This is a genomic window from Jiangella gansuensis DSM 44835 (assembly GCF_000515395.1).
GTDB lineage: Bacteria > Actinomycetota > Actinomycetes > Jiangellales > Jiangellaceae > Jiangella > Jiangella gansuensis.
The window spans coordinates 3294575-3313635 of sequence record NZ_KI911782.1; the positions used below are offsets into that span (position 1 = coordinate 3294575).

The 19061-nt window shown below is 71.5% G+C and carries 17 protein-coding genes; 7 read left to right on the top strand and 10 right to left on the bottom strand.

Annotated elements, in window-relative coordinates; all coding sequences use genetic code 11:
- Window positions 1-98: 98 nt before the first annotated feature.
- A complete protein-coding gene (locus JIAGA_RS0115725) occupies window positions 99-1631 on the bottom strand; it encodes a golvesin C-terminal-like domain-containing protein (protein ID WP_211239679.1) in 1533 nt (510 codons plus the stop codon).
- Between the two features lie 109 nt (window positions 1632-1740).
- Complete coding sequence (locus JIAGA_RS30130) at window positions 1741-3183, bottom strand: helix-turn-helix domain-containing protein (protein WP_035812590.1); 1443 nt, start codon at window positions 3181-3183, stop codon at window positions 1741-1743.
- Between the two features lie 118 nt (window positions 3184-3301).
- On the opposite strand from JIAGA_RS30130, the gene aceA reads away from it, so the two are divergent.
- The gene (aceA, locus tag JIAGA_RS0115735) at window positions 3302-4648 is read left to right on the top strand and encodes an isocitrate lyase (protein ID WP_084469720.1); all 1347 of its coding nucleotides are present in this window, start codon (window positions 3302-3304) and stop codon (window positions 4646-4648) included.
- 119 nt (window positions 4649-4767) lie between these two features.
- On the opposite strand, the gene JIAGA_RS30135 is transcribed toward aceA, so the two are convergent.
- The 4 genes from JIAGA_RS30135 to dhaK form a co-directional block, all read right to left on the bottom strand.
- A complete protein-coding gene (locus JIAGA_RS30135) occupies window positions 4768-7737 on the bottom strand; it encodes a beta-L-arabinofuranosidase domain-containing protein (protein WP_051426158.1) in 2970 nt (989 codons plus the stop codon).
- A gap of 389 nt (window positions 7738-8126) precedes the next feature.
- On the bottom strand, window positions 8127-8525 hold the full coding sequence (dhaM, locus tag JIAGA_RS0115745; protein ID WP_026876406.1) for a dihydroxyacetone kinase phosphoryl donor subunit DhaM: 399 nt from the start codon (window positions 8523-8525) through the stop codon (window positions 8127-8129).
- On the bottom strand, window positions 8522-9151 hold the full coding sequence (gene dhaL, locus JIAGA_RS0115750) for a dihydroxyacetone kinase subunit DhaL (protein WP_026876407.1): 630 nt from the start codon (window positions 9149-9151) through the stop codon (window positions 8522-8524). Before dhaL ends, dhaM begins: the two co-directional genes overlap by 4 nt.
- Before the next feature lie 2 nt (window positions 9152-9153).
- On the bottom strand, window positions 9154-10146 hold the full coding sequence (dhaK, locus tag JIAGA_RS0115755; RefSeq protein ID WP_026876408.1) for a dihydroxyacetone kinase subunit DhaK: 993 nt from the start codon (window positions 10144-10146) through the stop codon (window positions 9154-9156).
- A gap of 79 nt (window positions 10147-10225) precedes the next feature.
- On the opposite strand from dhaK, the gene JIAGA_RS0115760 reads away from it, so the two are divergent.
- The gene (locus JIAGA_RS0115760; RefSeq protein WP_026876409.1) at window positions 10226-10879 is read left to right on the top strand and encodes a helix-turn-helix domain-containing protein; all 654 of its coding nucleotides are present in this window, start codon (window positions 10226-10228) and stop codon (window positions 10877-10879) included.
- A 16-nt stretch (window positions 10880-10895) separates the two neighbouring features.
- Here JIAGA_RS0115760 and JIAGA_RS0115765 read toward each other — a convergent pair whose 3' ends face one another.
- Together JIAGA_RS0115765 and JIAGA_RS0115770 are read right to left on the bottom strand one after the other, a co-directional pair.
- Window positions 10896-11360 carry a hypothetical protein gene (locus JIAGA_RS0115765; RefSeq protein WP_026876410.1) on the bottom strand — a complete coding sequence of 155 codons (465 nt, stop codon included), beginning with the start codon at window positions 11358-11360 and terminating at the stop codon, window positions 10896-10898.
- A 38-nt stretch (window positions 11361-11398) separates the two neighbouring features.
- Window positions 11399-11887 (bottom strand): hypothetical protein, encoded by a 489-nt coding sequence (locus tag JIAGA_RS0115770; RefSeq protein WP_157553217.1) that lies wholly within the window; start codon window positions 11885-11887, stop codon window positions 11399-11401.
- Between the two features lie 145 nt (window positions 11888-12032).
- Between JIAGA_RS0115770 and JIAGA_RS0115775 the strand changes: the two genes are divergently transcribed.
- Complete coding sequence (locus JIAGA_RS0115775; protein ID WP_026876412.1) at window positions 12033-13508, top strand: FAD-dependent monooxygenase; 1476 nt, start codon at window positions 12033-12035, stop codon at window positions 13506-13508.
- 117 nt (window positions 13509-13625) lie between these two features.
- Here the strand turns inward: JIAGA_RS0115775 and JIAGA_RS0115780 are convergent, their stop codons facing one another.
- The gene (locus JIAGA_RS0115780; RefSeq protein ID WP_026876413.1) at window positions 13626-14117 is read right to left on the bottom strand and encodes an Lrp/AsnC family transcriptional regulator; all 492 of its coding nucleotides are present in this window, start codon (window positions 14115-14117) and stop codon (window positions 13626-13628) included.
- Between the two features lie 127 nt (window positions 14118-14244).
- Between JIAGA_RS0115780 and hppD the strand changes: the two genes are divergently transcribed.
- On the top strand, window positions 14245-15453 hold the full coding sequence (hppD, locus tag JIAGA_RS0115785) for a 4-hydroxyphenylpyruvate dioxygenase (RefSeq protein WP_026876414.1): 1209 nt from the start codon (window positions 14245-14247) through the stop codon (window positions 15451-15453).
- Here hppD and JIAGA_RS30140 read toward each other — a convergent pair.
- Window positions 15398-16060, bottom strand: coding sequence for a hypothetical protein (locus JIAGA_RS30140; protein WP_211239680.1), 663 nt, complete (start codon window positions 16058-16060; stop codon window positions 15398-15400). The two genes, hppD and JIAGA_RS30140, sit on opposite strands and share 56 nt — an antisense overlap.
- 133 nt (window positions 16061-16193) lie before the next feature.
- On the opposite strand from JIAGA_RS30140, the gene JIAGA_RS0115795 reads away from it, so the two are divergent.
- The 3 genes from JIAGA_RS0115795 to JIAGA_RS0115805 all read left to right on the top strand — a co-directional run bounded on the left by JIAGA_RS0115795 (window position 16194) and on the right by JIAGA_RS0115805 (window position 19031).
- The gene (locus JIAGA_RS0115795; protein ID WP_035812591.1) at window positions 16194-17609 is read left to right on the top strand and encodes a M1 family metallopeptidase; all 1416 of its coding nucleotides are present in this window, start codon (window positions 16194-16196) and stop codon (window positions 17607-17609) included.
- Between the two features lie 73 nt (window positions 17610-17682).
- Entirely contained in the window at window positions 17683-18108 is a 426-nt protein-coding gene (locus JIAGA_RS30145) for an ArsR/SmtB family transcription factor (RefSeq protein WP_035812592.1), read from the top strand.
- Window positions 18108-19031: a cation diffusion facilitator family transporter gene (locus tag JIAGA_RS0115805; protein ID WP_026876416.1), complete on the top strand. Its 924-nt coding sequence runs from the start codon at window positions 18108-18110 to the stop codon at window positions 19029-19031. The genes JIAGA_RS30145 and JIAGA_RS0115805 overlap by 1 nt, the downstream gene beginning before the upstream one ends.
- Window positions 19032-19061 lie beyond the last annotated feature (30 nt).

Sequence of the window (19061 nt, forward strand, 5' to 3'; positions counted from 1 at the left end):
GCCGCGCCGGCCGGAAATGATCACGTCCGGCATGCGTGTTCCCGCCTCACCAGGAATGCTTGCCCGGTGGAGGGGGAGTACGCATGCCGGACGTCAGGTCACGAGGTAGAGCTGATCCGGACCGCGTCGGCCTCGATGGAGCCGGCCGCGGAGGTCCAGCGGCTCACGCCGACGACCTGCCGGCTGCCGGCGGCCAGGGAGAACGTGCCGATGAGCACCCACCGGCCGCCGCTGCTGCGCTGGTCGACGTAGACCGTCTGGTTGCCGCCGCTGGCCGCGACGATGTAGGGCGTGCGCGAGTTGTTGGCGGGGTCCTGCGGGTACCAGACCTCTACCCGATAGGAGCCCGCGGCCGGGATGTTCGCGCTGAACCAGGCGACGTCGCTGGACAGCACCGGCTGGGCGTGCCGGTGGTTGCTGCCGTACTGGCCGGGCGCGGAGGCGGTGACCCAGTTGCTGCTGGCGGTGAAGGCGCCGGTGTTGTCGACGATGACGCTCCACGAGGGCTCACCGCCGTTGCCGCCGCGGACGTAGTCCATGTAGCGGGCCCAGTCCCAGTGCGGGCCCGGGTCGGTGTGGGTGGCGCCGGGCGCCTCGCTGTGGGCGATGATGTGCGTGCGGTCCAGCGGGATGCCGTACCGGTCGCAGACGTGCCGGGTGAGCGCCGCGGACGAGCGGTACATCGCCTCGGTGTACCAGGCCGGGTCGGTCACCCAGCCCTCGTGCTCCAGGCCGATGGAGCGGTTGTTGGTGTTGCCGACGTGCCAGGCGACGTCCTTGTTGCGCACCATCTGCGTCACCTGGCCGTCCGAGGAGCGCAGGACGTAGTGCGCGGAGACGTTGGCGCTCGGGTTCTGGAACCACGAGATGCAGCTGGTGTACGAGCCTTGCACGGTGTGGATGACAACCCGATCGATGCGGTAGTCATTGGGCCGGTTGGCGACGCGGTAGTTGCTGGAGTGGGCGGCCACCCACCGGGCCGGCGGGTAGTCGTCGGTCATCGCCTCGAATCGCTGCTGGATGGTGGGCACGTCGGCGAACGCACCCAGCTGCGGCCGCACGGTGCGGGCCTCGACGGCGAACGACTCACCACCGGCCTGCAAGGACAGTCCGCGGGCCAGCGCCTGGTAGACGGCGTCGGCCTCGAGCCGCGAGACGGAGGCGTCGGCGAACGCGGAGTAGTGCGCCACCGGCTCGTACCAGGCGTCGACGTCGTCGCGGTCGGCGGCGGACAGACCCGCGTCGTCGGCCAGTGACCGCAGCAGCGCCGCGGCACCGTCGATGTTGGCGGAGACGTCCGTGCGCAGTGCCGCGGCCGAGTGGCCACTCAGCCGTGCGGCGGTGGCCAGTGTGTTCGTCGACGGGTTGCTGATCAGGTGCATCACGCCGTATCCACCGGCGGCGCTGGGCTCGCCGGCGTGGTCGTTGATGCGGGTGACGGTGTACGACAGCGCGACCAGGAGGTCGCGGGGCACGCCGTACCGCTTCGACGCGGCGGTGAACGCGCCGCGCAGCCCGGCCACCGGCCGGACCGGAGAACCGGCCGCGTGAGCGGACACGGTGACGACGGGGGTCACGACGAGCGCGGCGCCGAGGGCGAGGACCGCGCGGCGGGTGGGTTGAGTGGTCACGGTGGTTCCCATCTGTCGCCCGGGGACGGTCGCCGGATACGGTGGCGAGTAACAGCAGAACCTACCGATAGTTTGTCGTTCTGTCACCAGATTCTGGGAGAATGTCCGGTTAATCGGCCTGGGCGCCGGAGTGTCGCTCGAGGAAGCCGTAGACGTCGGTGTCGTCCACGCCGGGGAAGGTGCCCGGCGGCAGCGCGGCCAGCAGGTGCGAGTGCACCCGCGCGCTGGGCCAGGCGCGCTGCGACCATCGCGCGGCCAGCCCCGCAGGCGGTCGGCGGCAGCACGACGGGTCCGGGCAGCTCGACGTCGCCCGCACTGTCGTCTCACGCCCCTGGAACCACTTCGAGTGCGCGTAGGGAACGCCGACGTCCACGGCGAAATCGCCTTCCGGCGTGCTCTCGACATGGGTGGTGCACCAGTAGGTGCCCCGGCCCATGTCCGTGTACTGGTGGTGCGTGGCGTAGCGGTCCGGCGCGGCGAAGACCGCACGAGCCGCCCAGTACCGGCACACGATCTGGCCTTCGATGGCGCCGGTGACGTCGGTGGGGAAGGTGACGTCGTCGTTCTCGTACGCCTTGTAGATGACGCCGTCCTCGCCGACCCGCATGAAGTGCACGGGCAGCCCCAGATGGTGGGTGGCCAGGTTGGTGAAGCGATGTGCCGCCGTCTCGTACGACACCGCGAACACGTCACGCAGGTCGTCGATGGCCAGTTCCCGCCGGGCCTTCGCCTGCTGCAGGAAGGCGGCCGCGGCCGCCTCGGGCATGAGCAGCGCGGCGGCGAAGTAGTTGGTCTCGACCCGCTGGCGGAGGAAGTCGGCGTAGTCGGCCGGTTCCCGGTGGCCCAGCGCGAAATGGCCGAGCGTCTGCAGCACGATGGTGCGCGGATCATGCCCGCCGCGTCCGGCCGGCGGCAGGTAGATGCACCGTTCCTCCAGGTCGGTGATCGAGCGCGTGGCGCGTGGGAGGTCCGCGGCCCGGTGCAGCGTGAAGCCGAGGTGGGCGGTCACGTCCCCGACGCCGCGCTCGGTCAGCGGCCCGCCGGTGTGCCCGACCGCGTGCGAGATGCCGGCGGCGACCTGCTCGATCTCGGCGAAGTAGTTGCCGCGCTCACGCATGTGCCGGCGCAGTTCGGCGTTGGCCCGGCGTGCCTCCTCCGGGGTCGCGGCCTGTTCGGTGGCGCGGCGCTGCAACTCCCGGTGCAGCCCGACCAGCGACTCCAGCACCTCGGTGGGCACCTTGCCGTTGACTCCCACCTGCGGCAGCCCGAGCGAGGTGTAGAGCGGTTCGCTCTGGGCGCGCTGCAGCGCGATCTCCAGCGCCGCACGGTGGGACGGTGGCTCGGGCCGCATCAGGTCGGCGACTTCGATGCCTAGCGCCGTTGCGATGGCCTGCAGCAGCGTGAGCCGGGGTTCGCGCCGGCCGTTCTCGATCTGCGACAACAGCGACGGCGCCCGGTCGACGGCGGCGGCCAGCGCCCCGAGTGTCAGGCCCGCGGCCTTGCGGGCGTGCCGGATGCGCCGGCCCAGGGTGATGATGTCGAGATCGGCCATCGCTTCTCGCTTTGTGAAAGTCGGTCGAATTTCACCCAGGATAGCGGTGGTTCAGTGCTGTCAGGCGGCGCCACGGTGTTGTTGTCCGAGTTTTCACTCCACGACACAGGGAGCGAGTATGACGGCGACACTCGACCGCAGCGGCCGGGCGCAGGACCCCCGGGCCGCGGCCCCGGGCGGCGACCTCGGCACCCGGCAGGCAGCCGAGGCGGCGGACCTGGCTCGGGAATGGGCCACCGACCCCCGCTGGACCGGGGTCAGCCGCACCTACACCGCCGACGACGTCGTGCGGCTGCGCGGCACCGTCCGCGAGGAGCACACGCTGGCCCGCCGTGGCGCGCTGCGGCTGTGGGACCTGCTGCACCAGGACGAGCACGTCGCGGCGCTGGGTGCCATCACGGGCAACCAGGCCGTCCAGATGGTGCGCGCGGGCCTGAAGGCCATCTACCTCTCCGGCTGGCAGGTCGCGGCCGACGGCAACACGTCAGGGAACACCTACCCCGACCAGAGTCTCTACCCGGTCAACTCGGTGCCGACCGTCGTGCGCCGCATCAACAACGCGCTGCTGCGGGCCGACGAGATCACCTACTCCGAGGGCGCCGACCCCGGCTTCGACTGGCTGGCGCCGATCGTCGCCGACGCCGAGGCCGGCTTCGGTGGGCCGCTGAACGCGTTCGAACTGGCGAAGGCACTCATCGCGGCCGGTGCCGCCGGCGTCCACTACGAGGACCAACTGGCCTCGGAGAAGAAATGCGGCCACCTCGGCGGCAAGGTGCTGGTGCCGACCTCGCAGCACGTCCGCACGCTCAACGCGGCGAGGCTGGCCGCCGACATCGCCGGGGTGCCGACAATCGTCGTCGCGCGCACCGACGCCCTGGCCGCCGAACTCATCACCAGCGACGTCGACCCGATCGACCAGCCGTTCCTGACCGGCGAGCGCACCGCCGAGGGCTTCCACCGGGTGCGGTCCGGGATCGAGCCGGTGGTCGCCCGGGCGCTGGCGTACGCGCCGTACGCCGACCTCATCTGGGTCGAGACCGGCACTCCCGACGTGGCGCTGGCCCGCACCGTCGCCGACGCCGTGCACGAGCGGTACCCCGGCAAGCTCCTGGCGTACAACTGCTCGCCGTCGTTCAACTGGCGGGCGCACCTCGACGACGCGCAGATCGAGACCTTCCAGCGTGAGCTCGCCGCGATGGGATACCGGTTCCAATTCATCACGCTGGCCGGTTTCCACCAGCTGAACTACGGCATGTTCGACCTGGCCAGACGGTACGCCGACGCGGGCATGACCGCGTACGTCGACCTGCAGCAGCGTGAGTTCGCCGCCGAGCGCCTCGGCTACACCGCCACCAAGCACCAGCGCGAGGTCGGCACGGGCTACTTCGACCTGGTCTCGACGGCGCTCAACCCCGACAGCGACACGCTCGCCCTGAAGGGATCCACGGAGGAGGCGCAGTTCTGACCCCGTCCGCCAGTCCGGAAATGATCACGTTCGGCATGGGTGCTCCCGCTCCGCCAGGAATGCTTGCCTGGTGAAGCGAACAGAGCCATGCCGAACGTGATCATTTCCAGGGCGGGACGCTAGAGGACGGCCCGTGCCCGGGCGGCGGCGACGACGATGGCCTGTCGCTGCTGCCGCGAGTGGCGTCCCACGGCGGCCCACTCCTGTGACAGCCGCTCCACCCGGCGCAGGAACGCCGCGTGATCGGCGAACGGCGCGGCCTCCCAGACCCGGTCCAGGAAGGTCTCGCCCTCGGCGTCGCGGATACCGTCGTTCGGCACCCCGGAGCGCACCGACCGGAAGACCACCTCCGGCTCCACCCGCTTCACGTACGGGTGGAACGCGTTGAACTGGCCCGGCACCGGGTCGGCGACGTAGTAGGGCGCGAGCAGGTGGCCGTGGGTGGTGAAGTGCATGGTCGCGTCGGCCGGCTCGATCGCCGCGCCGATGTCGCCGTCCAGGCCGACGTGCGGGTAGAAGGAGAACTCGCGGTAGCTGGGGGTGTCGTCGCGCACCACCATCAGCGTCGGCCCGTACATGATCGACTGCACGGACTTGTCATTGAGCGCCTTCTCGACGCGGAAGCGCAGCGGCATGGACACCTCGACGACGTCGCCGGCGGACCAGTCGCGGCCGATGGTGACGTACGACGACGGCGTCGCGTCGACACCCTGGTCCACCCCGTTGACGGCGACCGCATACCCGGCACTCGCCCAGCCCGGCACCCGCAGCTTCAGCTCCAGCGGGCCGCTGCCGGCGAGGAACCGCAGGGTGGTCGCGCCCGCGGCGGGGAACGCGGTCTCCTGCCGGACGACGAAGCCGCGTTCGGGCCAGGTGAGGGTGGCGGGCACGAACAGGTTCACGTACAGGGCGGAGGCATCGGCGGACCGGAAGAAGATCGTCTCCTGGTACTTGGTGTGGCTCTCCACTCCGGTGCCGTTGCAGCAGCTGCCGCTGCCGCCGTACCGGCTGTACTCGACGGTGTTGCCGATCCGCCGGGACCGGCCGGGCCACATGTTCTGGTGGTACGTGACCTCGGTCGCGGTGCTGCTGTCGATGTCGCGCCGCGAGCTCAGGATCTGGTTGTGCAGCGCCTTCTCGTAGAAGTCCATGAGCTCGGGCTCGGGCTCGTGGAAGAACAGGTTCCGGGTGAGCCGGAGCATGTTGTAGGCACAGCAGGTCTCCGCGTGCCGGGGGTCACTGGACGAGGTGAATCCGGAGGTGATGTCGCCGCGGGCGCGGAAGTGCTCGCTGCGGCCGGCGCCGCCGTTGCTGAAGGTGCGGTGCGGCACGACCATCGACCAGAAGTTGCGGGCCGCGGTGTGGTACTCCTGCTCGCCGGTCGACTCGAAGATCCGCAGATAGCCGATGTTCGGCGCCATGTACTGGTTGGCGTGCCGGTTGCTCAGCTGGTCGACGTTCGCGACGGAGGCGTTGAACAGTGTGCTGAACGTGAACGCCTTCGCCGTCTCCAGGAACCGCTCCCGCTGCTCCGCGCTGGTGCTGTGGTGGGCCAGCTCGACCATGACCTCGTTCATCGACCCGGCCTCACCGGCGCTGTAGGTGTCCCACATCCGGTCGCGGTCGGCCGGGCTGATCCGGCTGAGCCGGCTGTGCGTCCATTCGCCCATGCGCTGCACGATGGCCAGGGCGTCCTCGTTGCCGGTGAGGTCGTAGGCGTTGAGCAGTCCGCGCATGATTTTGTGGCAGGTGTACCAGACCGCCCAGACGGCGTTCGGCCCGCTGTTGGGCTGCACCATCGGCGGCTCGATGCGGACGAACTGTCCCTCCGGGAACGCCGCCAGGAACCCTGGGTAGCCGGTCCCGACGATCGTGGCGTCGCGGCCGTGACCCGACGCGTCCGGAGCGCTCTCGCCGTCGTCGTCGAAGGTGTATCGGGCGACGAGCGCGGCGCCGTCGACCCCGCCGGTCGGGTCCGCGGGTGTGGTCGCGAGCGCCCGGATCTCGTCGGCGCTCAGGGCCCTGGCGTGCACCTGGACGTCGTCGACGACGGCGTTCAGCAGTGGGTCGTTGCTGCTGGGGGAGCGCCCGAGCCAGGCGTTGGGGGTCGCGCCGAGGTCGGCCGGGGTGACCGTGACCGCGGCGGACGCGACCTCGACGCCGTCCACGTACAGCCGGCCGGTGCCGCCGGACACCGTGACGGCCAGGTGCGTCCACGTGCCGGTGGGGAGCTGGCTGGGGCTCTCGACGCGCTGCTCGACGGAGCCGGGCCCGCCGGCCCTGATGGCGAACCGCGGCCCGATGTCGGCCGAGACCCGTGGCGTCAGGGTGAGGAACGTCCCGGATCCGGCCGAGACGGTCAGGATGCGGGCGTTGGCCTGCGCGGACACCGGGTTCACCCACACCGACAGCGTCAGGTCGGCGACCCCGGCCAGCAGCGTCGCGGGCAGCGTGACGAACTGGTTCGGATGCGGATCGCCCAGCCGGAGCGCCCGGCCGAACCGTCCCGCGACGCGGCCGATGTTCCGGGTCTCCAGCGCGTCCTGGACCTCGCCGAGCCCGGTGACGATGTGGTCGAGCTTGCGCAGGAAGACGTCGTCGCCGGTGTCGGCCCAGCACTGCGCCAGCATCGTCATGAAGTGGCCGGTGAAGTGGCCGCGCAGCAGGTGGTTCGGGGTGTCCCAGCCGCCCGGCCAGGTGCCCGGGGCGGGCAGGCCGGCGTTGGCGCGGAACAGGTGCAGCATGCGCTCCGGGGCGTCCAGGACGTTTCCGGTACCGGGATAGGTGCGGGCGTAGTTGAGCATCCGGTCGCGTTTCTGTTGGTAGATGCCGTCGCCTAGAGCCACCTGGTTGAGCGCGAACGGTGCGACCGACCAGGTGTCCGCGATCCAGCCGGGCCGGGGAACGACGGCGCCCGCGTCGGCCGGCGCGGCGGTGACCGGCGCGCCGCGCCGGAACGCGGCGCCGATGGCCGGGCTCGCGGCGGGCCCGGCGCCGGCGGGCGCCCCAACGGCCGCGCCGACCGCGGGTACGGCCGCTGTCGCGAGCCCGATCCGCAGGGCGTCACGTCGGGAGAATCGCTTGCTCATCTCGCCTCCTCACCGGCCGTCGCTGGCCGGTATGCCGTGGATGTGAGCGTTAACAGACGAACGGACGACAGGACTTATGAGAACTGTGACCTGTGATGTGTGAAATAGTGCTAGTCCGGGCGAACCTGGTCAAGAGGGCGTTACTGACCGATCGGTTTCACGGGCTCTGGCCGGGACGATGGCCAGCGTCGTGGGTCTGTGTCGCGTCGTGGGCCTCCGTTGCGCCGAATGACGTAGAACCGGCCTCTCGGCGACACCCAGACCCAACACGTCAGCGTCCGCCCCGCCGGCGTGTTCCCGCTTCACCAGGCAAGCATTCCTGGTGGAGCGGGAGCACCCATGCCGAACGTGATCATTTTCGACCGCCGGGGCGGGCCCGGGGCGGGTGGTCAGAGCTTGCGCATCGACCAGGCCTGCTCGGCGGAGTCGACGACGGCGTCGAGGTCCTGCCCGGTGGAGGCGAGCACCGTCGCGGCCACCGCGCCCTCGGTGAACGGGGCGTCGGCGAGCCGGACCCGTGGCGCGTCGTCCTCGTCCTCGAGATCTTCCAGCAGGGTCTTGGCCGTCAGGACCGAGCTGCCCATGTCCATGATCACGCAGACGCCGTCGCCGCTCTCGGCTTCGCGCACCGCCGCCGCGATCAGCTCGATGCTGGTGCCGAAGCGGCCGTCGTCGGTGCCGCCGGCGGCCCGGACGGCGACGTCCGGCCCGGCCAGCTCACCGACGAGGTGGGCGACGGCGTCGGCCAGCGCCGGACTGTGCGATACCAGGACGATGCCGACCGTCACGCCGTGACCTCCGCGAGCGCCCGCAGCAGCAGTGTCATGGAGGCCGCGCCCGGGTCTTCGTGTCCGACGCTGCGCGCCCCCAGATAGCTGGCCCGGCCCTTGCGCGCCTGCATGGGGATGGTGGCGGCGAGCCCGGCCTCCGCGGCGTCGGCGGCCGCGTGGGCCGCGGCCGCGACCTCCGCGCCGTCGGCGGCCAACGCGGTGAACGCCTGCACCGCGGGGGTGAGCGCGTCGACCATCGTCTTGTCGCCCTCGGCGGCCGCGCCCAGCTCGACGATGGCCGCCAGCATCGCCTCCAGCGCGGCTCCCAGCTGGGTGGCGTCGGCGTCGGCGGTGTCGCCGAGCGCCTTGCCGGCCCGGCGCAGCGCGCTGCCGTACAACGGGCCGGAGGCGCCGCCGGTCTTGGCGACGATGCCGCGTCCGGCCGCGACCAGGACGCCGCCCGGGGTCTCCGGTCTCTTCTCCTCGATGCCGGCGACCGCCGCGGCCAGCCCGCGGGCCAGGTTGGCGCCGTGGTCGCCGTCGCCGATGGCCGCGTCGAGGGCGGTGAGCCGGGCCTCGTCCTCCTTCACCACGGCGTTCGCGGTGGTGATCCACGCGGTGGCGGTGGCGGTGTCGAATCCCATGCTCAGCGCCCCCACCGCAGCGCCGGCGTCGCCACCGGCGCGTCCCACAACCGCGTCAGCTCGTCGTCGAGCCGGGTGACGGTGATCGAGAAGCCGGACTGGTCGAGGCTGGTGATGTAGTTGCCGACGAGGCTGCGGGTCACCGTCGCGCCGTGACCTTCGATCCAGGCCGTGGCCTCGGCGAACGCGCCGTACAGCTCGATCAGCGGGGTGGCGCCCTGGCCGTTGAGCATGACCAGCACGTTGCCCTCGACGGGCAGGTCGGCATGGATGACGTCGAGGGCGTAGCCGACGAGGTCGTGCAGCGGCGCCATGGCGCCCCGCTCGCGGCCCGGCTCGCCGTGGATGCCGACGCCCAGCTCGACCTCGTTCTCGGCCAGCTCGAACCCGGGTTTCCCCGCCGCCGGGACGGTGCCCGCGTGCAACGCGATGGCGAAGGAGCGGGTGCGTTCGTTCACCCGGGTGGCGATGGCCGCGACGGCGTCGAGGTCGGCGCCCTCCTCGGCGGCCGCTCCGGCGATCTTCTCGACCATGACGGTGCCACCGACGCCGCGCCGGCCGGCCGTGAAGGTGGAGTCCTCGACCGCCGCGTCGTCGTCGGTGACGACGCTGACGACCCGGATGTCCTCGTCCTCGGCCAGCTCGGCGGCCATCCGGAAGTTGAGGACGTCGCCGGTGTAGTTCTTGACGATGTGCAGCACGCCGGCCCCGCCGTCGGCGCGCTGGGTGGCCAGCAGGATCTGGTCGGGTACCGGTGAGGTGTAGACCTCGCCCGGTGCCGCCGCGGTGAGCATGCCGTAGCCGACGTACCCACCGTGCAGCGGCTCGTGCCCGGAACCGCCGCCGGAGACCAGGCCGACCTTGCCCTGCGCCGGTCCGCCGGCCCGGGAGATCACCCGGTTCTCGACGTCGACCTCGAGGGCGGGATGCGCGGCCGCCATACCGCGCAGGGCATCGGTGATGACAGTGTCCGGCGAGTTGATCAGCTTCTTCATCGACGTACCGACCTTTCGACGATGCGCGGATGACATCTGCGTGACACAGTACGCGTGATTCCGGCGGCGCAGGCAGGCCATGGGGAAGCTCTATGGTGGGGCCGTGGTGGAGATCTCGCAGACCCTCGACCGCGGCCTGCGCCTGCTGGAGACCCTGGCCGGGTCCGCCGGCGGCCTCACCGTCGCCGAGGCGTCCGGGGTGCTCGGCGTCAACCGGACCATCGTCTACCGGCTGCTGGCCACCCTGGAACAGCACGGGCTGGTGCGCCGGGCGGACGGCGGCCGCTTCTGCGTGGGCTTCGGGACGCTGGCACTGGCCAGCAGTGTGCACCCGCTGCTGCGTCAGGTGGCACAGCCGGTGCTGCGGTCGCTGGCCGAGGACGTCGGCGCCACCTCCCACCTCACCATCGCCGACGGTGTCGAAGCCCTGGCCGTGGCCGTCGTCGAGCCGTCGCGGACCGACTACCACGTGGCGTACCGGGTGGGCACGCGGCATCCGCTGGAGCGGGGCGCGGCCGGCCGGGCGATCCTGGCCGCCCGGGACGGCGTGACCGACTACGTGGTCACGACCGGTGAGCTGCAGACCGGCGCCAGTGGGGTCGCGGCCCCGGTTGTCGCGGCCTCCGGCGTCGAGGCGAGCGTCGGGGTCATCGCACTCGGGGACCTGGACACCGACACCGTCGGGCCGCGGACGGTCCGAGCGGCCCGGGCCCTGGCCGAGCGGCTGGGCTGAGTGCGCTGTATCGCCGTCAGTTCTGGACGGTGATCTCGACGGTGTTGGAGACGCGGCTCTCATCGTCCAGCTGGACGACCCGGTAGAGGTTGGTGCCCTGCTGCCGCGGCGCGACCGAACCGCTGAACGTGCCGTCGGCCCGCGTGACCGGCGAGATGACCGACTGCGGGTTGGGGAAGTCCGTCCACGCGCCGTCGCCGATGCGGTGCTGGACCTTGACCTCGACACCGGCGTCCTCCGGCGCGACGCTGCCGGAGATGGCGACCAGCCCGCCGGACGGGACGGTGGTGGGGTCGGCGGCCAGCGTGAGACCGGGGTCGGCGGGCTCCTCCCTGGCGGCGTCGTCCGGAGCCTCGGTGGTGGACGCCGACGGGGTGGCGTCGCCGTCTCGGGAGCCCATCACGGCGCCACCCGCGAAACCGACGACGGCGGCCGCGATGAGGCAGGCGACGAGCGCGCCGCGGGTGGCTTGACTGGACATCGTGGAGTATTCAAGCAGGCGTCGCCGACATCCGCGCGTCAGCCGATGGTGACCTGGACCTCGTTGGACATGACGCTGCCGTCGTCGACGCGCACGACGCGGAAACTGTTGGTGCCCGTGCGCTGCGAGTTCAGCCGGGATGTGCCCGCACCGCTGGCGTCGGTGACGATCAGGCTGACGTTGGGGAAGTTCTCCCACTCGCCGCCGTCGACACTGCGCTGGATCTGCAGTTCGATGCCGGCCTCGGCCGGCTCGGTGGACACGGACAGGTTGATGTCCTGGCTCGGTGCCACCGACGTGGGTTCGGCCGCCAGGGTGATGCCGGTGCTCGTGGGGTCCTCGGAGCCGTCGGTGGCCGGCGCGTCGGGGGTCTCGCCGACCGGCGTGGTGCTGCCGGGCGGCGTGGAGGCGGAACCGGGCTCGTCGGCGCCGTTCTGGCTGCCGACGTAGGCACCGCCGGCGAAGCCGACGATGGCTGCGGTGATCAGGCTCGCGGCGAGCGCGCCGCCCGAGGCTCGTCTGGACATCAGACCCATTCAATCCCGACACGGGGGGTCGTTAGCAAGTCGCCAGGCTCGCGACGGCCGTCATGACCAGGCGTGACGGCAAGTGTGTAGCCCGTCACGCGTAGACCGGTGGTCCAGGCGGGTACGGTGCCGCCAGGAGGTTGCGATGAGCGATGCGTCGGACGTCGTGGTGGTCGGCGGCGGGCCTACCGGTTTGATGGTGGCCGGTGACCTGGCCGCCGCCGGGGTGTCGTGCACCCTGCTGGAGCGCCGCACCGAGCGCTCGCCGCTGACCCGCGCCTTCGCCGTGCACGCGCGGACGCTGGAGATGTTCGACGCGCGGGGCATCGCCGAGGCGGTCGTCGAATCCGGTACGCGAGTGAACGCGCTCAGTCTGTTCGCCGGTATCGAGGTGGACCTGTCGGCGCTGCCCACGCGCTTTCCGTTCGTGCTCATCACCCCGCAGTACAACGTCGAGGACGTGCTGGAACGGCGGGCCCGCGAGGCCGGCGCCACCATCGTCACCGGCGCCGAGGTGACCGGGCTGTCCCAGGACGACGACGGCGTCGACGTCACCGTCGCCGGGCCGGACGGGCAGCGGCGCGGGCTGCGCGCGTCGTACGTGGTCGGCGCCGACGGCGTGGACAGCACGATCCGCCGGGCGTTGGACGTGCCGTTCCCCGGCGAGGCGGTGGTGCGGTCGGTAATGCTCGCCGACGTCCGGCTGGCCCAGCCGCCCGACGACGTGCTGGTGGTCGACGCCGGCGACGACGGGTTCGCGTTCATCGCGCCGTTCGGCGACGGGTGGTACCGCGTCATCGCCTGGGACCGGCACCTGCAACGGCCCGACGACGACCCCGTCGACCTCGACGAGATCAGCGCGGTCGCCGGCAAGGTCCTCGGCTCCGACCACGGCATGCACGACCCCCGCTGGCTGTCGCGTTTCCACAGCGACGAGCGGCTGGTACCCCAGTACCGCATCGGCAGGGTGCTCCTGGCCGGCGACGCCGCACACGTGCACTCGCCGGCCGGTGGGCAGGGCATGAACACCGGCCTGCAGGATTCCGCCAACCTCAGCTGGAAGCTCGCCGGCACCGTGCACGGCTGGGCGCCGCACGCATTGCTCGACACCTACCACGACGAGCGGCACGCCGTCGGGCAGAGCGTCGTGCAGGGGAGCGGAACGCTGCTGCGGATGGCGTTGATGGGCTCCGCGCCGCTGCGCACCGTCCGCAACGTCGCGGGCGCGGCGGCCGCCCGCATCGGCCCCCTGCGGCGCAAGGCCGGCGAGTTCGTGTCCGGGCTGGCCATCGGGTACGCGCGGGCCCGCGGCGACCATCCGCTGGTGGGCCGCCGGGTGCCCGACGTGCCGGTGCTCGGTGCGGACGGCAGCAGGCAGCGGCTGTACGAGAAGCTGCGCGCCGGCCGGTTCGTGTTGCTGACCGGCCAGGACCACCATGGTCTGGTGGACCCCTGGGCCGGCCGGGTGGACCTGGTGGCCACGCTCGACCGGTCGCACGGCCTGACCCTGGTGCGTCCCGACGGTTACGTCGCCTGGGCCACGGACACCAAGCCGATCATGCGGCGCGATGTGGAGCTACGCGCCGCCCTGATCACCTGGTGCGGCGACCCCGCCGGCTGACCCTGACCCGACCGGCCGACCCCCCAGGTCCCCGGTTGATCTTGGAGTTTTCGCGGAAACTCGGTCCGAAATGCCCGGTTGATTCCGCGGATACTCCAAGATCAACGGGGGCGGAGGTCAGTGAGGGGCGCCGGGGATCTGAGAGGTGAGGGACGCGGCTGACTCGACCAGCGGCAGGATCCGCGGCGGCACCACCGTCGACAGTGCGATCAGCGTGGAGGTGCGGACGATGTCGTCGTCACCGACGAGGTCGTCGATCACGCGCTGCAGGTCGTCGTTGTCGCGCGCGACGATGCGGCACAGCAGGTCGCCCTGGCCGGTGATGGTGTGCACTTCCAGGACCTCGGGGATGCGGCTCAGGTGCGCGGCGACCGATTCGCGGGCGCCCTGGCGGATGTCGAGCGAGGCGAACGCGGTCACCCGGAACCCGAGCGCCGCGGGATCGACCGTCGGGGCGAAGCTCGCGACGACGCCGGTGTCGCGCAGCTTGTCCAGGCGGGCCTGCACGGTGCCGCGGGCGACCTGGAGCCGGCGGGACGCTTCGAGCACGCCGATGCGCGGTTCTCGGGTGAACAGCTCGAGGATGCGAGCGTCGAGTTCGTCGATCATGAGCGCCTCGCCTCCGACTGGACAAGATGTATACCGAATTCGCGGTTGCGTTGCTCAGACCGTACACCGTGACCACCGTCACGGCGGGCGCTTGCCCATCGGGCCGCCGCGGCGGCAGAGTCCTGTCATGACGGCCACTGATCATGCTTTGACCCCCGAAGAGCGCGACGCCGACCTCGACCTCGAACAGCTCAGGCAGCTCGTCGGCCTGGTCGAGTACGACGAGAGCACCGACCCGTTCCCGGTCACCGCCATGGACGCCGTAGTGTTCGTCGTCGGCAACGCCACCCAGGCCGCGCACTTCTACCAGTCCGCGTTCGGCATGGAGTTGGTGGCGTACTCCGGCCCCGAGACCGGCAACCGCGACCACAAGGCGTTCGTGCTCAAGAGCGGCTCGGCGCGGTTCGTGCTCAAGGGCGGAGTCGTCCCGGACAGTCCGCTGCTGGACCACCACCGCCGGCACGGCGACGGTGTCGTCGACCTCGCTCTGGAGGTGCCCGACGTCGACCGGTGCGTCGCGCATGCCCGCGCCCAGGGCGCCACCGTCCTGGAGGAGCCGTACGACGTCTCCGACGAGCACGGCACGGTCCGTCTCGCGGCCATCGCCACGTACGGCGAGACCCGCCACACCCTGGTCGACCGGTCCCGCTACTCCGGCCCCTACCTTCCCGGTTACGTCGCGAGGTCCTCCAGCCACGTCAAGCGCGACGGCGCCCCCAAGCGGCTGTTCCAGGCCGTCGACCACTGCGTCGGGAACGTCGAGCTGGGCAAGATGGACTACTGGGTCGACTGGTACCGCAAGGTCATGGGCTTCGTGAACATGGCCGAGTTCGTCGGCGACGATATCGCCACCGAGTACTCCGCGCTCATGTCGAAGGTCGTGGCCAACGGCAACCACCGGGTGAAGTTCCCGCTCAACGAGCCGGCCGTGGCCAAGAAGAAGTCGCAGATCGACGAGTACCTGGAGTTCTACGGCGAGGCCGGCTGCCAGCACATCGCGCTGGCCACCAACGACATCCTCACCACGGTCGACCAGATGCGCGCCGAGGGAGTGGAGTTCCTCGACACCCCGGACGCCTATTACGACGACCCCGAGCTGCGGGCGCGCATCGGGACCGTCCGAGTGCCGGTCGAGGAGCTGAAGAAGCGCGGCATCCTGGTCGACCGCGACGAGGACGGCTACCTGCTGCAGATCTTCACCAAGCCCATCGGCGACCGCCCGACGGTGTTCTACGAGCTCATCGAGCGGCACGGCTCGCTCGGGTTCGGCAAGGGCAACTTCAAGGCGTTGTTCGAGTCGATCGAGCGCGAGCAGGAGCGCCGCGGGAACCTCTGATCCCCTCGTGGGCCTCGCCGCCCGCCCGGGACCTCGTGGTCGGCTTGCCTCTGGCCTCGGTCGTCTGCACCAGTCCGTAGACGAACCGGGCCAGCCGCGGCTCCCCGCCGGGTGTCGTGTAGGCGACGTGCCATCGGCTCGGCGCGTCGCCTTCGAGGTGTCGGACGTCCGCATAGGTCTTTTCCATGTCGCCGATGACGCACGACCACGGCTCCGGCCGGCCGCCCGCGGGCAACGCTGGCACGGAACCGCCGCGCTCGCGGGCCAGCCAGCCGTTGACGACGCTGCCGTTCGCGGCTGTCAGCACCTCCCAGCGCAGGTCCGGCCAGAGCGGCAGGTACCAGTGGAAGACCCGGCACGGCAGGTCACCGATGCGCACTTCGCTCTCGCCCACCGGTTCGCCGAGGACGAGCCGGTAGCGGTGCAAGCCTCGCGGCGCCCGGCGGGACCGCTCGGTCGACTGCCAGAACGCGTTCGCCCGCCGCTGGCCGGTGTGGTCGACACCCAGCCGGCGGCGTGCGTCCTCGACGAGTTCCGGCTGGTAGTCCTCCATGCGCCGGAGCAGGACCAGCTGGAACTCGGTGACGCCGAACCCGCTCATCGTCATCCGGCCAGTGTCGCAGCCGGCCGGTTCCGCAGCCGCCCCGCCACCGGACTGCATTCGCCCGAGGTGTTCCCAGCAGCGCCGATCTCGGGCAGTCTGCGGTGAACAGCGGTTCCGACTCGGGGGGAGTGCGCTCATGAGAGTACGGATCGGTGCGGCGGTGGCCGCCGCTCTGCTCGCCGTCACGACGGCGGTGGCGCCAGCGGCGGGCGCTGCCGCCGGCCAGTCGTCGCGGCCGTCGCCCGGAGAGCCGGGCGCGGGCGACCCCTACTTCCCGCTCGCCGGCAACGGCGGGTACGACGCCGTCCACTACGACCTCGACCTGCGGTACCAGCCGCCGACCCCGGCGCCCGCGCCGCTGACCGGCGAGCTGGACGGCGTCGCCACCATCACCATCGTCCCGACCCGCCACCTGACCCGCTTCGACCTGGACCTGCGCGGCCTGGAGGTGGAGTCCGTCGCCGTACGAGGGCGGCCGGCGGAGTTCACCCGCGAGGGCGACGAGCTGATCATCACGCCGAAGACCATCCTGCCGCGGGGCAAGGCGGTCGACGTCGTCGTCACGTACGGCGGAGCCACCGGCCGGCCGACAGACATCGAGGGCGCCCTCTACGGCTGGGTCACCACGCGCGACGGCGCCATGGTCGCCAGTGAGCCCGAGGGCTCAATGACCTGGTTCCCGGTGAACGACCACCCGACCGACAAGGCCACTTACGACGTCGCCGTCACGGTCCCGGAGGGCCTGGTCGCGGTGGGCAACGGCGACCTCGTGGGCGCCACGACGCAGGACGGCCGGACCACGTGGTCGTGGTCGTCGCGGGAGCCGATGGCCAGCTACCTGGTGACGGCGTCGGTCGGCAACTACGAGCTACGCCAGACGACCACCCCCGACGGGCTGCCCCTCATCGACGCCATCGACCGCGACCTGCCGCCCTCGGCCACGGCCGGGCTGGCACAGACCGCGGAGATGATCGCGTTCTTCGAGGGACGGTTCGGGCCGTACCCGTTCTCGTCGTACGGTGCCATCGTCGACGACGACAGCGTCGGCTACGCCCTGGAGACCCAGACCCGGCCGATCTACTCGCGCCGCGCCACCGAGAGCACCGTCGCGCACGAACTGGCGCACCAGTGGATGGGCAACTCCGTCAGTCCCGCGCGCTGGCAGGACATCTGGCTCAACGAGGGCTGGGCGACGTACGCGGAATGGCTGTGGGCCGAGCACGACGGCGGACCGACCGCGGCGGCACGGTTCGACGAGGTCATGGCGATCCCGGCCGACAACTCGTTCTGGCAGGTCGTGGTGGCCGATCCCGGCCCGCTGGGGCTGTTCGCGGGCGCCGTCTACGACCGCGGCGCGGCCACCCTGTATGCGCTGCGTTCGCAGATCGGGGCGGACGCCTTCGACCGCCTGTCGATGGAATGGCCGAGCCGGCACGCGGACTCGACGGCGACCACGGAGGATTTCCAGGCACTGGCCGAGAAGGTGTCCGGTCAGGATCTGGCGGAGTTCTTCGACGTCTGGGTGCGGACGGCGGGTAAGCCGATGCTCTAGGACGGTGGCCGGGCGCGGTCGCCGCGCTCAGCGCGCTCGTCACGTCATCGGCAGGACGCGCTATCATCGGCGTATGACGATGAATCGGACGTCGGCCGACACGGCAGCGGTGCAGCTGTTCCACAGCCTGGCCGACCCGGCCCGGCTGGCCATCGTGCGGCTGCTCGGCGAGGGCGAACGTCGCGTGGTCGACCTCACCGCCGAGCTCGGCCTGGCACAGTCGACGGTGTCCGGTCACCTGTCCTGCCTGCGCAACGCCGGCCTGGTGGAGCCGCACCCGCACGGCCGCTCGACGTTCTACGCGCTGACCCGTCCGGAGCTGTGGCGGCTGCTGGCCGCGGCCGAGGACGTCCTGGCGGCAGCCGGCGAATCGGTGCGGCTGTGTCCCGACCGGCACCGGCCGGACGGGCTGCGCGCGGAGGCCGCCCATGTGGAGGCGGGGCACCGGGCCCGTCCGGACGCCGTCGCGCCCGCCACCCGACCCGGGAGGCCGCACTGATGGGCCACGGACACGGTCACGGGCTACCGCGCGGCACCGCGTCGTACGCCTACCGCCGGCGCATGGTCGCCGTCCTCGTCATCATCGCGGTCGTGCTGGTGGCCGAGGTCGTCGGCGCCCTGCTCTCCGGTTCGCTGGCGCTGCTCGCCGATGCCGGCCACATGCTGGCCGACGGGCTGGGCGTCGCGTTGGCGCTGCTTGCCACCACCATCGCTGCCCGGCCCGCCAGCACCGCCCGCACGTTCGGCTGGCAGCGTGCGGAGATCCTGGCGGCGCTGACCAACGGTGTCGTCGTCGCTGTCATCGGCGTGCTCGCCATCGTGGGCGGCGCCCGGCGGCTGGCCGATCCGGGCGAGATCGAGACCGGCATCATGCTGGGCGTCGCCGTGGTCGGCCTGCTCGGTAACCTCGGCGGGCTGATGCTGCTGCGCTCGGGTCAGCGCGCCAGCCTGAACGTGCGCGGCGCCTATCTGGAGGTCGTCGGCGACACCCTCGGCTCCATCGCCGTCGTCGGGGCGGCGGTGGTCATCATGACCACCGGCTGGGCCGGCGCCGACGCGGTAGCCTCGATCCTGATCGGCCTGATGATCCTGCCGCGCGCCTGGATGCTGCTGCGCGACGTCCTCGACGTGCTGCTGGAGGCCACCCCGAAGGGCGTGGACCTGGCGGACGTCCGCCGCCACATGCTCGAGGCCCCGGGCGTCGTCGACGTCCACGACCTGCACGCCTGGACCATCACCAGCGGCGTCCCGGTGCTGTCCGCGCACGTCGTCATCGCCGAGTCCGCCGAACCCGGGTGCGGCGCCGACTCCGTCCTCGACGGCCTGCACCGGTGCCTGGCCGGGCACTTCGACATCGAGCACAGCACGTTCCAGATCGAGCCCGAGGGCCACGTCGAGCACGAGCACGCCGCCCACGCCTGATCGTCCCCATGATCATCGGCGATCCGCCAC